14 protein-coding genes are annotated in these 14,536 nt (G+C 69.2%); 8 read left to right on the top strand and 6 right to left on the bottom strand.

All coding sequences use genetic code 11. The features are described 5' to 3' along the window. Window positions 1–75 precede the first annotated feature (75 nt). Together znuB and znuC are read right to left on the bottom strand one after the other, a co-directional pair. Complete coding sequence (gene znuB, locus ABNQ38_RS36560; protein WP_377811843.1) at window positions 76–861, bottom strand: zinc ABC transporter permease subunit ZnuB; 786 nt, start codon at window positions 859–861, stop codon at window positions 76–78. Then, window positions 854–1,654, bottom strand: a complete 801-nt coding sequence (gene znuC, locus ABNQ38_RS36555) for a zinc ABC transporter ATP-binding protein ZnuC (RefSeq protein WP_377811842.1) — start codon at window positions 1,652–1,654, stop codon at window positions 854–856. Before znuC ends, znuB begins: the two co-directional genes overlap by 8 nt. A gap of 89 nt (window positions 1,655–1,743) precedes the next feature. On the opposite strand from znuC, the gene znuA reads away from it, so the two are divergent. Continuing rightward, the gene (gene znuA / locus ABNQ38_RS36550) at window positions 1,744–2,742 is read left to right on the top strand and encodes a zinc ABC transporter substrate-binding protein ZnuA (protein ID WP_377811841.1); all 999 of its coding nucleotides are present in this window, start codon (window positions 1,744–1,746) and stop codon (window positions 2,740–2,742) included. Window positions 2,743–2,844: 102 nt separating this feature from the next. Then, window positions 2,845–3,642 (top strand): 4-hydroxy-tetrahydrodipicolinate reductase, encoded by a 798-nt coding sequence (dapB, locus tag ABNQ38_RS36545; protein ID WP_377811840.1) that lies wholly within the window; start codon window positions 2,845–2,847, stop codon window positions 3,640–3,642. A 36-nt stretch (window positions 3,643–3,678) separates the two neighbouring features. Here the strand turns inward: dapB and ABNQ38_RS36540 are convergent, their stop codons facing one another. Together ABNQ38_RS36540 and ABNQ38_RS36535 are read right to left on the bottom strand one after the other, a co-directional pair. Next, window positions 3,679–5,244, bottom strand: a complete 1,566-nt coding sequence (locus ABNQ38_RS36540; protein ID WP_377811839.1) for an HD domain-containing phosphohydrolase — start codon at window positions 5,242–5,244, stop codon at window positions 3,679–3,681. Between the two features lie 143 nt (window positions 5,245–5,387). Beyond that, the gene (locus tag ABNQ38_RS36535; RefSeq protein WP_377811838.1) at window positions 5,388–6,014 is read right to left on the bottom strand and encodes a LysE family translocator; all 627 of its coding nucleotides are present in this window, start codon (window positions 6,012–6,014) and stop codon (window positions 5,388–5,390) included. A gap of 372 nt (window positions 6,015–6,386) precedes the next feature. On the opposite strand from ABNQ38_RS36535, the gene ABNQ38_RS36530 reads away from it, so the two are divergent. Both ABNQ38_RS36530 and ABNQ38_RS36525 read left to right on the top strand, forming a co-directional pair. Beyond that, on the top strand, window positions 6,387–6,635 hold the full coding sequence (locus tag ABNQ38_RS36530) for a hypothetical protein (RefSeq protein WP_098736097.1): 249 nt from the start codon (window positions 6,387–6,389) through the stop codon (window positions 6,633–6,635). 94 nt (window positions 6,636–6,729) lie between these two features. Continuing rightward, window positions 6,730–7,020 carry a hypothetical protein gene (locus ABNQ38_RS36525; protein WP_377811837.1) on the top strand — a complete coding sequence of 97 codons (291 nt, stop codon included), beginning with the start codon at window positions 6,730–6,732 and terminating at the stop codon, window positions 7,018–7,020. Between the two features lie 89 nt (window positions 7,021–7,109). On the opposite strand, the gene ABNQ38_RS36520 is transcribed toward ABNQ38_RS36525, so the two are convergent. Further along, window positions 7,110–7,361 carry a hypothetical protein gene (locus ABNQ38_RS36520; RefSeq protein WP_377811836.1) on the bottom strand — a complete coding sequence of 84 codons (252 nt, stop codon included), beginning with the start codon at window positions 7,359–7,361 and terminating at the stop codon, window positions 7,110–7,112. A 486-nt stretch (window positions 7,362–7,847) separates the two neighbouring features. Between ABNQ38_RS36520 and ABNQ38_RS36515 the strand changes: the two genes are divergently transcribed. From ABNQ38_RS36515 to ABNQ38_RS36500, 4 genes are all read left to right on the top strand, one after another. Then, the gene (locus tag ABNQ38_RS36515; RefSeq protein WP_377811835.1) at window positions 7,848–11,414 is read left to right on the top strand and encodes a NahK/ErcS family hybrid sensor histidine kinase/response regulator; all 3,567 of its coding nucleotides are present in this window, start codon (window positions 7,848–7,850) and stop codon (window positions 11,412–11,414) included. 53 nt (window positions 11,415–11,467) lie between these two features. Further along, window positions 11,468–12,199 carry a LuxR C-terminal-related transcriptional regulator gene (locus tag ABNQ38_RS36510; protein WP_377811834.1) on the top strand — a complete coding sequence of 244 codons (732 nt, stop codon included), beginning with the start codon at window positions 11,468–11,470 and terminating at the stop codon, window positions 12,197–12,199. A gap of 39 nt (window positions 12,200–12,238) precedes the next feature. After that, the gene (locus tag ABNQ38_RS36505; protein WP_377811833.1) at window positions 12,239–12,559 is read left to right on the top strand and encodes a hypothetical protein; all 321 of its coding nucleotides are present in this window, start codon (window positions 12,239–12,241) and stop codon (window positions 12,557–12,559) included. Window positions 12,560–12,631: 72 nt separating this feature from the next. Next, the gene (locus tag ABNQ38_RS36500) at window positions 12,632–13,807 is read left to right on the top strand and encodes a DNA polymerase IV (protein ID WP_377811832.1); all 1,176 of its coding nucleotides are present in this window, start codon (window positions 12,632–12,634) and stop codon (window positions 13,805–13,807) included. A gap of 148 nt (window positions 13,808–13,955) precedes the next feature. On the opposite strand, the gene rnk is transcribed toward ABNQ38_RS36500, so the two are convergent. Continuing rightward, window positions 13,956–14,378 carry a nucleoside diphosphate kinase regulator gene (gene rnk, locus ABNQ38_RS36495; RefSeq protein ID WP_377811831.1) on the bottom strand — a complete coding sequence of 141 codons (423 nt, stop codon included), beginning with the start codon at window positions 14,376–14,378 and terminating at the stop codon, window positions 13,956–13,958. Between the last annotated feature and the right edge of the window lie 158 nt (window positions 14,379–14,536).

Below are 14,536 nucleotides of genomic sequence, written 5' to 3'. Positions count from 1 at the left end.
GTCCGCAAACGGGAAACACGCACAGTCGTATTCTTTTCCTGATTGCAGGCAGCACTGCCGGTACGGTGCTTCGCGTCAGCGCCGCAACGGCACCAGCGATCCCAGCAGGAACAGCGCGGCGGCAGCCACCACCACGCTCGGCCCCCCCGGCAGATCCCAGGTCAGCGAGGCCAGGATCCCGGCGATCACCGCCAGGATGCCCAGGACCGACGCCAGCGCCGCCATCCCTTCCGGCGTGCGGGCGAAGCGGCGGGCGGATGCCGCCGGGATGATCAGCAGCGACGTGATCAGCAGGATGCCGACGATCTTCATGGCGATGGCGATCACCAGCGCGATCAGCAGCATGAAGGCCAGCCGCAGGGCGTCGACCGGCATGCCCTCCACCCGCGCCAGATCCTCGTCCACCGTCACCGCCAGCAGCCGGCGCCACAACAGCGCCAGACCGGTGAGCGCCACCGCACCGCCGCCATAGATCGCCATCAGGTCGCCGTCGGTCACCGACAGGATGTCGCCGAACAGATAGGCCATCAGATCGACGCGCAGCGTCTCCAGAAAGGCCAGCGCCACCAGCCCCAGCGACAGCGAGCCGTGCGACAGGATGCCCAGCAGCGTGTCGGCCGCCAGATGGCGGCGCCGCTGCAACGCCACCAGCGCCAGCGCCAGCGACACGCAGACCACCATCACGCCGATCATCGGGTTGACGCCCAGCAGGAAGCCCAGCGTCACCCCCAGCAGGGCGGAATGGGACAGCGTGTCGCCGAAATAGGCCATGCGCCGCCACACCACGAAGGAGCCCAGCGGCCCGGCCAGCAGGGCGATGCCGCCGCCGGCCAGCAGGGCGCGGATCACGAACTCATCCATGGCAGCAGTCCCCATCATGGTCGTGCACGACCTTGCCGTCCTCGGCATGGGCATGGTCGTGGTGATGGACATAGACCGCGAGGTCGCGGGCATGGCCGCCGAACAGGGCGTGATATTCCGGATGCCGGCTGACATCCTCCGGCCGGCCGGAACAGCAGACATGGGCGTTCAGGCAGATCACCCGGTCGGTGCGCGCCATCACCGTGTGCAGGTCGTGGCTGACCAGCAGCACGCCGCAGCCGCGCCGCTGCCGCACCTGGGCGATGCGGTTGAACAGCTCCGCCTGCCCATGCACGTCCACCGCCTGGTCGGGCTCGTCGAGCACCAGCAGATCCGGCTCGCCCAGCAGGGCGCGGGCCAGCAGCACCCGCTGCATCTCGCCGCCGGAAATCGTCTGCACCGCCGAGTCGGCAAGCCGCGTCACCCCGGCCTCCTCCAGCGCCGCCGCCACCTGATCTGCGGTCACCGGACGCCACAGCGCCAGGAACCGGCGCACGGTCAGCGGCAGCGTCTGGTCCACCGACAGCCGTTGCGGCATGTAGCCGATGCGCAGGTTCGGGCGCCGCAGCACCCGCCCGCCGTCGGCTGCCGTCAGCCCCAGCACGGCGCGCACCAGCGTCGTCTTGCCGGCACCGTTCGGGCCGATCAGCGTCACCACTTCGCCCGGCTCGACGGCGATGTTGACGCGGTCCAGCACGGTGCGGCTGCCGAAACGGACGGTCAGATCCTCGGTCCAGGCGAGCGGGCCGGCGAAGAGGGCGGAGCTATCCCTGGTTGGGTACGGTGTTGACATGTTACGTTATAACGTGACACCAAAGTGAAACCGGTTTCCCTATGCGCTGAAACCGGAAGCCTGTCCAGCAAGTCTAGAGGATCCCTCCCATGCGTCGATTTGCCCTGTCCAGCTTTCTGACCGGCACCCTGAGCGCTCTTGTCGCCACCGCCAGCGCCACTGTCGCCCTGCCGGCCTGGGCCGAGGCGCCGAAGGTCGTGGTCTCGATCAAGCCGATCCATTCGCTAGTCGCCGCGGTCATGCGTGGGGTGGGCGACCCGGTCCTGCTGGTCCGCGGCGGCGCCTCGCCGCACAGCTACACGATGAAGCCGTCGGATGCGAAGGCGCTGTCGGCCGCCGATCTGGTGGTCTGGGTCGGTCCCGAGCTGGAAGGGTTCCTGGAAAAGCCGCTGAAGGCCAACGCACCGAAGGCGACGCGGCTGACCCTGATGGAGCAGACGGGCCTGACCCTGCTGCAGACCCGCGAAGGTGGCGCCTGGGAGGCGCATGACCATGGGGATGACGGGCACGGCCACAAGGATCACGACCACAAGGGCCATGACCACGCTGCGGATCACGACGACGACCATGACGAGCTGAACAGCCATATCTGGCTCGATCCCGCCAATGCGCGCGCCATCGTCACCGCGACGGCGGACGCGCTGGCCGCCAGGGATCCGGCCGATGCGGAGGCCTACCGCACCAACGCCGACCGCACGCTCCAGGCCATCGACGCGCTGGATGCCGAACTGAAAGCCACGCTGGCGCCGCTGAAGGACAAGCCCTTCGTCGTCTTCCACGACGCCTACCAGTATTTCGAGGCGCGCTACGACCTGTCGGCGGTCGGTTCCATCACCGTCAGCCCGGACCGCCGCCCGTCGGCCAAGCGGCTGTCGGCGATCCGCGCCAAGATCGCCGGGCTGAACGCCGCCTGCGTCTTCGCCGAACCGCAGTTCGAACCGACGCTGGTCCGCACGGTGGTGGAAGGCACCAAGGCCAGGACCGGCGTGCTCGACCCCGAAGGCGCCGACCTGCCGGAGGGCGAGGCGCTCTACCCCACCCTGATGCGCAACCTCGCCGCATCGCTGCGCGGCTGCCTTGGCGCTTAAGCCACGACCGGGCCTGTGCTAAACCGCTGGGAGGCGGGAAAGTACGGCCGGAAGAGCTGGCCGGAAGAGCTGGCCGCAAGCGTTGAACAGAGGATGGGCGTCATGAAGATCGGTGTCGTCGGGTGCGCTGGGCGCATGGGCCAGATGCTGGTGCGCGAGATTGCGGCGACCGCGGGCTGCACGCTGGCCGGCGGGACCGAGCGGGTGGGCGGTCCGGCGCTGGGCAGGGATCTGGGCATCCTGGCCGGGATCGACCCGCTGGGCGTGACCGCCATCGACGACCCGGTCGCGCTCTTCGCCGAGGCCGACGCGGTGATCGACTTCACCAGCCCAGACTCGACGGAGCGGCACGCCGCGCTCGCCGCCCAGTCGGAAACCGTGCTGGTCGTCGGCACCACCGGGCTCAACCCGTCGCAGCAGGCGGCCATTGCCACCGCGGCCACCCACACCGCTATCGTCCAGTCGCCCAACATGTCGCTGGGCGTCAATTTGCTGCTGGCCCTGGTCGAGCAGGTCGCCCACGCGCTGGACGACGATTACGACATCGACATCCTGGAGATGCACCACCGCCGCAAGGTCGATGCGCCGTCGGGCACCGCGCTGGGCCTCGGCCGCGCCGCGGCGGCCGGGCGCGGGGTGGCGCTGGAGGATGTCTGGCAGAAGGTGCGCGACGGCCACACCGGCGCCCGCCCGCGCGGCGAGATCGGCTTCGCCACGCTGCGCGGCGGCGACGTGATCGGCGACCACACCGTGTTCTTCGCCAGCGAGGGCGAGCGGGTCGAACTGACCCACAAGGCGTCGGGCCGCGGGATCTACGCCAAGGGCGCCGTCCGCGCCGCCCTGTGGGCGCAGGACAAGACGCCGGGCCTCTACAGCATGCGCGACGTGCTGGGCGTCTGAAAACCGGCCCCCGAAAACCAGGCGGGGCGGCGGGTGTTACGTCCCCGCCCCGTCGCGTTCCAGCACCGTCAGGAAAGCGTCGACCACCCGCGGGTCGAAATGGCTGCCGGCTTCCGCCCGCAGCAGGTCCAGCACCTCGGCGATGTCCCACGCCTTCTTGTAGGGGCGGCGGTGCAGCAGGGCGTCGAACACGTCGGCGACGGCGACGATGCGGCCGGCCAGCGGGATGGCGTCGCCGGCCAGCCCCTTCGGATAGCCGCTGCCGTCGAACTTCTCGTGATGGCTCTCGGCGATCTCCGCGCCCATCGACAGATAGCCGTGGCGGTCGCCTCTGCAGGCATCGCGCAGGATGCTGCCGCCGATGGCGGCATGCTCGCGCATCACCGTCATCTCCGCCTCGTCCAGCCGGCCCGGCTTGCGCAGGATGGCGTCGGGGATGCCGACCTTACCGACATCGTGCAGCACGCTGGCCAGCCCGATGGTGTCGCAGAACCAGTCGTCCAGCTCCTGCGCGAAAACGTTGCGGGCCTGGAGTTCGCGGGCGATGGCGGTGGCCCAGCGGCCCAGCCGCTTCACATGGTCGCCGGTGACCTCGTCCTTGTATTCGGCCAGCTTGCCCAGCGCATGGACGGTGGCGATCTGCGCCTGGTTCAGCCGCTCGTAAAGCCGCAGATTGTCCAGCCCGACCGCCGCCTTGGTGCAGAGCAGCTCCACCAGCGGCCGGTCGCCCGCGGCGAAGGGGCCGCCCAGCAGGCAGAGCGCCAGCGGCGGCGCATCGCGGCCGCGCAGCACGGCGACTCCGCAGCGGTCGCTCCAGCGCGTCTGCCCGTCGGCCAGCGCCGCCATGATCGTAGCCGCGGCTTCCGCCGGCAGCATGTCGGTGGCCGCCTCCGGCGGCAGGTCGGGCGGCAGCCCGGCCTCCGCCACGATGGACGGCTGCCCGTCCTCCCCGACGGCGCACAGCAGGGCGGAGTGGGCACCGGTCGCCAGCGCCGCCGCCCACCCGACCAGCCCGGCCAGGAACTGCGGGCGCGAGCGCAGCCCGGCCAGATGGTCGGCCGCCTCCATCACCCGCTCCAGCCCCTGGCGGCCATGCTCGATGGTGGCGATGTGCCGGTAGGAGCGCAATGCGGCGACGGCGGCGGTGTAGAGCTTCTGCGCCGTCAGTTCGCTCTTCGCCTTGTAATCGTTGATGTCGTAGGTGTCGATCACCTGCCGTTCGGGCGCCTGCCCCGGCTGGCCGGTGCGCAGGATGATGCGGATGTGCCGGTTGCCCATCTCCTCGCGGATGTGGCGGACCAGCTTCAGCCCGGCATCGTCGGTCTCCATCACCACGTCCAGCAGGATGGCGGCGATGCCGGGATGCTCGGCCAGCAGCGACCGCGCCTGCCTTGCGGTGTAGGCGGACAGGAAGCGGACCGGCCGCTCCTCGAACATCATCTCGCCCAGCACCACGCGGGTGATGGCGTGGACCTCGTGGTCGTCGTCGACGATCAGGATCAGCCAGGGCGGATTGCGCCGCCCGCTATCGGCGGACTCCTCCGCTTCGGCGGCGAATTCCAGGACATCCCCGGCGGAGTCCCGCCGGAGAGTGTCCGCCATGTCGGCCCTTTTGCCCCCGTCGACCATCACCGCCCCCGCGGATCGATTTGCTTCCGCCGGCGTCAAGAACGTTACCGGCGCGTGCATCACCCCATTCGCAGACAATTTTCGGTGAAGTTATAATGATTTGTCAATCAAGCGGCTCAGGCCGTCCGCTTCCAGGCCACGGTCAGCAGCCCGGCGCCCATCAGCAGCGAGCCGCCGACCCGGTTGACCGTCCGCTGCACCGACGGAGTCCTGACCGCGCGCCGCGCCGCCGAGGCCAGCAGGGCATAGCCGGCGGCGTTCAGCGTCGCCAGCACCAGGAAGGTCGCCTCCATCACCACCATCTGCCCGGCCAGCGGCCGGCCGGTGTCGAGGAACTGCGGCAGGAAGGCGACGAAGAAGACGATGCTCTTGGGGTTCAGCGCGGTGACGGCATAGGTGTGCAGCATCATGCGCCAGGGCTTGACGTCCGAGTCGTCGGCCACCGCCTCCGCGTCCCTGACCGGCGCCCGCCACAGCTTGATGCCGAGATAGAGGAGATAGGCGGCGCCCGCCCATTTCAGCAGGGTGAACAGCGCCGCCGAGGTCGACAGCAGCACCCCCAGCCCCAGCATGGAAGCGGTCATCGCCGTGAAGTCGCCCAACGCCACCCCGGCCACCGTCGCCATGGCCGATTTCCGCCCATGGCCCAAGGCATAGGACACGACGATCAGCACCGTCGGCCCCGGGATCATCAGCATGATGGCGGAGGCGGCAGCGAAGGCGAGCCACAGGTCGGCGGACATGGTGCAGTCTCCGGTATGGATAGTGACCCACTCATCAATCCACAACCGGCAGGCCTGCGCAATGGTGTTGGAGGCGGGACGGACCGTGGCGCCCATAAGCAAAAGCCGTCCCGGCGCAAGAGCGCAGTGGCGGCGGAGCCGGCCGAAATTCGCCGCGTCAGACCCGCGAAACGGTCACAGGCGGAATAATTCGCTGCGCCCTATGTTGGTCCCGATATCGGCCGGTTCGCGGCGGCAACGCCCAGGCGCCGGTTGTGACTCCATCGTCGAATTGTCACAGCCGAACGTCATAGGCACCATTGTGGAATCCGGAACGAAGGTCTAGTTTGTTTGTGCCCCCAACGATTTCCCGAGCATGGGAAGGTGCCATCCATGAACCTGCACAATCTGGCCAGCGATATGGTGCAAACCGCTCTGGCCTGTGAAAAGGCGCTCCCCGGACGGGCGAACGCCGACGAACACGATCTCGCCCGGCACATCCTGGTCGAACCCGACCACGCCTGGCACGTTTGCGAGACCTACGCCCGCGCTGTCAGCATTCCGGTCGAACAGCTCCCGGTCAGCCAGCTCCGCGGCCTCATCAGCGACATCGTCCTGTCGAAGCTTCCCCGTTACGACTGAGTTTCTCGATCCCAAGGGCCGGCGCCGTATCCGGCCGATGGCCGGAACGTTCCGGGTTTTCCGAACCCCGCACTCCAAGTTCCGTGGTGCCACCATGGCGATCGAGCTTCATTCCTTTACCGTAACGCTGGCCGTCGCGGATGCGACCGGCTGTTCCAGCGCCGCCGAACACCGTGCCCGCATCTGGAAGGCCGTGTCCGACCTGTCGGCCGCCGTCCGCAATGCCGGCATGGCGACCGAGGCCCGTCTCCGCGGCCAGGACCGCCAGGGCCATGTCCTGTTCGAGGCGACCGACACCGGCGCCGCCTTCCTGCGCGGCCTTCCCGCCATCGCCAGCGTCGATGACGCGCGCAGAAACGGCGGTCGCTTCCAGCTTCGTCACTGACGGGCCGGCGGGCATAGGCCGCGACCGAAAAAGCAAAGGCCCGCCGCTCCGATTCGGAGCGGCGGGCCTTGCCCTGTCAGACACAGGGTTCAGCGCGCGCGGTGGCGCAGCGGCCGGACGTTGCTTTCGGTCTCGGCCTCTTCCTCGGTGGGGCGCACCTTCTTCAGCTGGACGATGAAACGCTCGGCGCCGTTCTCCATCACGGCGATGCCGGTCAGGCCATGCGCCCAGTCACAGGGAACGACGTGGATTTCCTTGATGGTGGCGGTGCCGGCCGCAAGCTCCGCACGGTCCAGGACCACGTCCCCGACCCGGAACCCCAAATAGGCGTCGATCAGCATTCTCTTGGGCGTCCGTCTTCCGTTTCAGGCCACGCACCGGGGCCGGCACCGACGGCCGGGCTCCCTTACGATGGACCATCTTGCCATAGATTGGGCCGTTCGCGACGCTTTCCCAGCGATGACGACGCAGTAAACCGACAGGGACCCCCGTTTGTCCCATTGCCGGCGGGGCCGGACGGCAGGTGCGGAAGCGGCCGTCCCCGTCCGAGGGAGGAGACGGAAACGGCCGCTTCGGCGGTCCCCGGCCCCTTGGGCGGATGCCCGGGACCGGGGCGGGAACGCCAGCCGTCGCACCAGCGGCGACCGGGACGGCGGCGTCCGGCAGGCGCAGAATAGTTCTGTCGACAAACCATTTGCGCCCCCTACCTTCGTTCAGCCCTGCACAGTTCTTGAGCAATTCCGAGCCCGCCCGTTGGCGGCGGTGGGAGCATTGCGATAGGGTCTTCGCACAGCTCCCCCTTCCCACCCCAAAGAGGTCCGTCGGTCGTGCAGAGTTGGCTGGTGCTGGCCGTTTCGGCGGCCTATCTGGGGGTTCTGTTCGCCATCGCCTGGTGGGGCGACCGGCGCACCGCCGGGGGCGCGCTGCTGTCGGCCTCGCCGCGGGCGACCGGCATCCTCTTTGCGCTGACGCTGTGCATCTACAACACCAGCTGGAGCTTCTACGGCTCGGTCGGCCGGGCCTCGGCCAGCGGGTTCGATTTCCTGCCGATCTATCTGGCGCCGATGATCCTGCTGCTGCTGGCCCGTCCGGTGCTGACCAAGACCATCGCCATCACCAAGGCGCAGAACGTCACCTCCATCGCCGACTTCATCGGCGCCCGCTACGGCAAGAGCCAGGCGGTGGCGGCGCTGGTGACGCTGACGGCGCTGGTCGGCGTGCTGCCCTACATCGCCTTGCAGCTGAAGGCGGTCGCCGCCAGCTTCGACGTGCTGACGGCCCCCTCGCTGGCCGCCCCGGCCGCCCTGCCGCCACCGGTCTGGGGCGACACCGCCTTCGCCGTGGCGCTGTCGATGGCGGTCTTCACCATCCTGTTCGGCGTCCGCCACATCAACGCCAGCGAGCATCACCGCGGCCTGATGCTGGCCATCGCCTTCGAAAGCCTGGTGAAGCTGACCGTCTTCCTGGCGGTGGCGGCCTTCATCGTCTGGGGCATGTTCGACGGCTACACCGACCTGATCGCCCGGCCGCAGGCCGAACCGCTGCTGTCGCCCGACTTCACCGACCCGACCTGGTGGTCGAACACGGCGATCTCGATCATCGCCTTCCTCTGCCTGCCGCAGATGTACCATGTGATGACGGTGGAGAACGACAGCCCCCGCCATCTGCGCGCCGCCGCCTGGATGTACCCTTCCTATCTGGTGGCGCTGAGCGCCCTGATGATCCCCATCGCGGTCGCCGGCCTCATCACGTTCGAGGACGGCATCAACCCCGACACCTTCATGATCACCCTGCCCATCGCGGCGGGGGCTGGCGGCTTCAGCCTGCTGTCCTTCATCGGCGGCCTGTCGGCGGCGACCGGCATGGTCATCGTCGCCGCGGTGTCGCTCAGCACCATGCTGTGCAACGACGTGGTGATGCCGCTGCTGCTCAGGCGCAAGCACTTCGCCGCCCGCGTCGGCCGGCGCGACATGGTCGGCACGCTCCTGCTGGTGCGGCGGCTGTCGGTGGTGGGCATCCTGCTGCTGGCCTATGTCATGCACCGGCTGGTCGACCGCGACTACCCGCTGACCGTCATCGGCCTCTTGTCCTTCGTCGCGGTGGCGCAGTTCGGGCCGGCCTTCTTCGGCGGGCTCTACTGGCGGCGGGCCAACCGGGTGGGGGCACTGGCCGGGCTGGGCGCCGGCTTCCTGCTGTGGGTCTACACGCTGCTGGTGCCGTCGATGGCGCGCATCGTGCCGGTGCCGGACGCCTTCCTCGATCACGGCCCCTGGGGCATCGGCTGGCTGCGGCCGCAGGCGCTGTTCGGGATCGAGGGGCTGGACCCCATCTCCCACGCCAGCCTGTGGAGCCTGCTCGCCAACCTGATCGCTTTCGTCGCCGGCTCGCTGCTGGCGCGGCCCAGCGCGGTGGAGCGCACCCAGGCCGTCTTCTACACCAGCGCCAGCGCCGACCGCGACGAGGACGACACTCCCCAGGCGCTGGCCAAACTGGCCGACCTGCGGGCGCTCGCCATCCGCTTCGTCGGGGCGGAGCGCGGCAACGCCGCCTTCGATGCGTACGCCGCCAGAGGCGGCCTGCTCCATGCCGCCGGACGCAAGGGCGAGACCGGCCCAGCCGACCTCGACGCCGTCCGCTTCACCGAGACGCTGATCGCCGGCGCCATCGGGGCGGCGTCGGCGCGGGTGGTGATGGCCGCTTCGCTGCAAGGCCGCACGCTGTCGCGCGGCGACGCCATGGCAATGCTGGACGAGGCGTCCGAGGCGCTGCGCTTCAACCGCAAGCTTCTCCAGGCGACGCTGGAGAACATCGGCCAGGGCATCTGCGTGATCGATGCCGACCACCGCATCGCCGCCTGGAACCACCGCTATCTGGAACTGCTCGACCTGCCGGCCGACATGGTGCGGGTTGGCGTGCCCTTCGCCGACCTGATCCGCTTCAACGAGCGGCGCGGCGAATACAGCGCCCACGACATGACGGCGCTGCTGACCAACCGCGATACCGCCAACCAGCAATGGCCCTACCGCTACGAGCGGCGCCGCCCCGACGGCACGGTGCTGGAGATCGTCGCCAACCCGCTGCCGGAAGGCGGCTATGTCTCGACCTACACCGACGTGACCGAGCGCTACCGTGCCGCCGAAGCCCTGCGCGAGGCCAACGAAAGCCTGGAGCATCGCGTGCAGGAACGCACCGACGCCCTGCAACAGGCGAAGGCGGAGGCCGAGGCGGCGAATGCCAGCAAGACCCGCTTCCTCGCCGCCGCCAGCCACGATCTGCTGCAACCGCTGAACGCCGCCCGCCTGTTCGTCTCGGCGCTGGAGGAGAGCATGCGGGGGCCGCTGCCGACGCCCGACCAGCGGGAGTCGGAATGCGGCATGATCGACAACGCCGCCGCCTCCCTGCGCTCGACCGAGATGCTGCTGGGCGGGCTGCTCGACATCTCCTCGCTGGACGCCGGCAATGTCCGGGTGAAGATGCGCAGCTTCGCCATCGACGAACTGCTGGGCGGGCTGGGGGTGGAGTTCTCCGCCCTGGCGCAGGAACGCGGGCTGACCTTGAAGGTGGTGGGCTGCGGCGCGGTGGTGCGCTCCGACCCGCAGCTTCTGCGCCGGGTGTTGCAGAATTTCCTGTCCAACGCCATCCGCTACACGCCGAAGGGCCGCGTCCTGCTCGGCTGCCGGCGCCGCCGCGATCCCGTTCACGGCGACCGTCTGCGCATCGAGGTGTGGGACACCGGCCCCGGCATCCCCGAGGCCAAGCGCCATGAGGTGTTCGAGGAGTTCCGCCGGCTGGGCGGCGAAAACGGCGGCGGCAATCCGGCCGACAAGGGATTGGGCCTGGGCCTCGCCATCGTCGACCGTATCGCCCGGCTGCTCGACCATCCCGTCAGCCTGCGCTCCACCGTCGGGCGCGGCACCGGCTTCGCGGTGGAGGTGCCGATGGAGCAGTCGCGCGCCACCCCGGTCACCCGGCCGGTCTCCACCCCCGCCGCCCTGTCGGCCGGGCTTCTGGTCCTGTGCATCGACAATGAGGAGCCGATCCTGGCGGGCCTGCGTGCGCTGCTCGGCCAATGGGGCTGCCGGGTGGCGACCGCGTCGGACGTCGCCGGGGCGCTGGCGGCGCTCGCCCCCTTCGACGGGGCGCTTCCCGATGTGGTCTGTGTCGATTATCACGTGGGGGACGGCCAGACGGGGCTTGCGGTTCTGGAGCGGTTGCGGGAATTGTGGGACCGCCCGGTCAAGGGGCTGCTGCTGACCGCCGACCGCTCCGAAGCGGTGCGGGCGGAGGCGGAGCGTTGCGGCTGCGGGGTGCTCTACAAACCGGTGAAGCCGGCGTCGCTGCGCCGCTTCCTGAACGGGGCGGCCTTGCAGACGGCGGCCGTGGCCGAGCGTTAAGGCTGGAACCGGACAAAAGCCGGGCGGCCGCAAATGGGGGGAGTGCGGAAGCCATGGGCGAGGACAGCGCAGCAGGCGCATCGAAAACGGCTGGACAGACGGCGGCTGAACAATCGGCAGCCGGGCAAACGGCGGCCGGACAGACGACAATCGTCATCGGCGACGACCATCCGCTGGTTCAGGCGGCGCTGCGCGACGCGCTGGGCAGGGCGATGCCGGAGGTGCGGGTGATCGAATGCCCGGACCTCGATTCGGTGATGACCGCGGTGGGGCAGCAGCCTGACGGGATAGACCTCGTGCTGCTCGACCTGAACATGCCCGGCACCCACGGCTTCGCCGGCCTGTTCCTGATGCTGGCCCACCATCCGACCGTGCCGGTCGCCATCCTGTCGGCCTTGCAGGATCCCGACACCATCCGCCGGGCGCTGGCCTATGGCGCCTCGGGCTACATCCCGAAATCGCTGTCGATGCCGGCGATGGCCGACGCCATCCGCGCCATCCTGTCCGGCGAGACCTGGGCGCCGCCGCTGTCGGCGGTGTCGTCGGAAGCCGACGAGGCCGACGCTGCCCGCCGCTTCGCCTCACTGTCGCCGCAGCAGCTGCGCATCCTGACGATGATCGTCGACGGCAAGCTGAACAAGCAGATCGCCGGCGAACTGAACGTGTCGGAGCAGACGGTGAAGGTCCACGTCTCCAGCATCCTGCGCAAACTGAACGTGGTCAGCCGCACCCAGGCCGCCGTCGTCGCCGGCCGTCTGGCGGTGGGCGGCGACGTGCTGCGGTGATGTCCGCCTCTTTCCCCTAACCCCGCCCCCGAGTGCCCCATGGTCCTGCTGCTGAGCATTTCGCTGACCCTGTCGCTTGTCGTCCTGCTCGGCGCCGCGGCGATGGAGCGGGCGGCGATCCTCGGCCGGATCAACGGAGCCAATGGCTTGACGATCCTCGTGGCGCTGGTTGCCTCGGCCGTTGCCTCCCTCGTCGTGGCTCTGCTCGCCGGCTGGATCGGCGGGTGGGGCGCCATGCTGACGGTCCTGGTGGGATCGGCCCTCTACCACTGGGCGATGGCGAAGCTGCTGCTGAGCGGCTTGCAGGCCATCGCGTCCCACATCGCCGCCGCCGACCGGGCGAAGCCGCCATTGTGCTGACCTCGCATTCCGTTCTTCCTTTGTACGCATAAGCTGGCGCTTGATCCGCCGCTTTGCTAAGCTGCCGTCATCATGCCCACCGCCCTGCACAGCGTCTGCCGCGACTGCGCCGCCGCCCTGCCGGGTGAGATGACGCGCTGCCCGAAATGCGGCAGCCGGCGGCTGTTCCGCCATGCCGAGCTGCACAGCCTGCCCATCGGCCACATCGACTGCGACAGCTTCTACGCCACGGTGGAGAAGCGCGACCGGCCGGAGCTGGCCAGCCGCCCGGTGATCGTCGGCGGCGACGACCATCGCGGCGTGGTCGCCGCCTGCTGCTATGTCGCGCGGATATCGGGCGTGCGCTCGGCCATGACGATCCGCGAGGCGCTGGACCGCTGCCCCGACGCCACCATCATCCGCCCCAACATCGCCAAATACAAAGAGGTCGGCCATCGCGCCCGCGAGATCATGGAGGCCTTCACCCCGCTGGTCGAACCGATCAGCATCGACGAGGCCTATCTCGACCTGACCGGCGTGGAAGACCGCCTCAGCATCAGCCCGGCCCAGGCGCTGGTGGAGATCGTCCGCCGCTTCGAGCGGGAACTGCGCATCACCGCCTCCATCGGGCTCAGCTACAACAAGCTGCTGGCGAAGATCGCGTCGGACCTCGATAAGCCGCGCGGCTTCTCCGCGCTGGGCCGGGCGGAGGCGGCGGCCTTCCTGGCGCCCAAGCGGGTGACCATCCTGTGGGGCGTCGGCCCGGCGCTGGAGCGCAAGCTGTTCGCCGACGGCATCACCCGCGTCGGCGACCTTCAGGACAGGGACGAGCATTGGCTGGTCAAGCGCTACGGCGCCATGGGCCGGGTGCTCTACAGCTACGCCCGCGGCGAGGATTCCCGCCGGGTCCATCCCGAGTCGCCGAGCAAGAGCATCTCGTCGGAGGAAACCTTCGACTGGGACGTCACCACCCTGCCCGCCCTGGCGCAGGAACTGCGCCCGCTGGCCGACAAGGTCGCCCGCCGGCTGGAGCGCGAGGGGCTGCTCGGCCGCAGCGTGGTGCTGAAGCTGAAGACCAAGGATTTCCAGCAGCTCACCCGCTCCCGCCGGGTGGAGCCGACCCGCTCGGCCGAGGCGATCCTGGCGGCCGGCATCGCGCTCCTGGAGCGCGAGGTCGACGGCCGCGCCTTCCGCCTGATCGGCATCGGCTGCACCGACCTGACCCATCCGGAAACCGCCCCCGACCCGGAACTCGACCTGTTCGGGTGAGAGGGAACATGAAAGCTCAGCGGCCTTGGCACAGGGCTGTATTTCCCATCGGACGGCACGAACCGGAGCAACGTCGCAAGGCTCTGGCCGCTCAGCCGACGAAGCGGTTGTGATGCGTCTTGCGTGCAGTCGCTCTTCCGGCCGCGGATCATGCGGCGACGGCGCCCCCGTCCGCGATGGGAGGCTCGACGGCCAAAACGGTAAGGGTCTTCGCCTCGCCCTCGCGCGTGTACCATGTGATCGACTGCCCTTCCGCGACGCCAATGAGGGCCGCGCCAATGGGGGTCAACACCGACACCCGACCGGCCGCGAGGTCGGCATCCCCCGGATAAACCAGGGTGACAGTCCGCTCCTGTCCGGTTACCTCATCCCGGAACGCCACGCGCGCGCCCATCGTGACCACCGTCGTCACGAGTTCGCCGGCATCGATCACCGCAGCGCGCTCCAGTTCGACCGTGAGATACGCGTATACATCGGGCAACCGCTCGGAAACGGCCTCTACCAGAGCCGAGAGGCGGTCATGGTCGGCGGCGGTCAGCACGATGGGCGGAAACTGGTCTGCGGGACGCATCAAGGTCTTCCTTCGCTTTTCTCGGCATGCACAACCGACTGCCAGGCGACGCCCCCCGGTGGACGCCTCATCGGTCATGCAGCGGTTGCACGTGATAAACCCGCGACCGCATGGATGCGGTTCGAGCGGCTCTCTTGGATTTGGAGACGATGTCGGCC

It is taken from the genome of Azospirillum sp. A29, assembly GCF_042604625.1.
Classification (GTDB): Bacteria; Pseudomonadota; Alphaproteobacteria; order Azospirillales; family Azospirillaceae; genus Azospirillum; species Azospirillum palustre.
The sequence above is the reverse complement of the archived record's forward strand: the minus strand, read 5'-3'. Positions and strand labels throughout refer to the sequence as shown.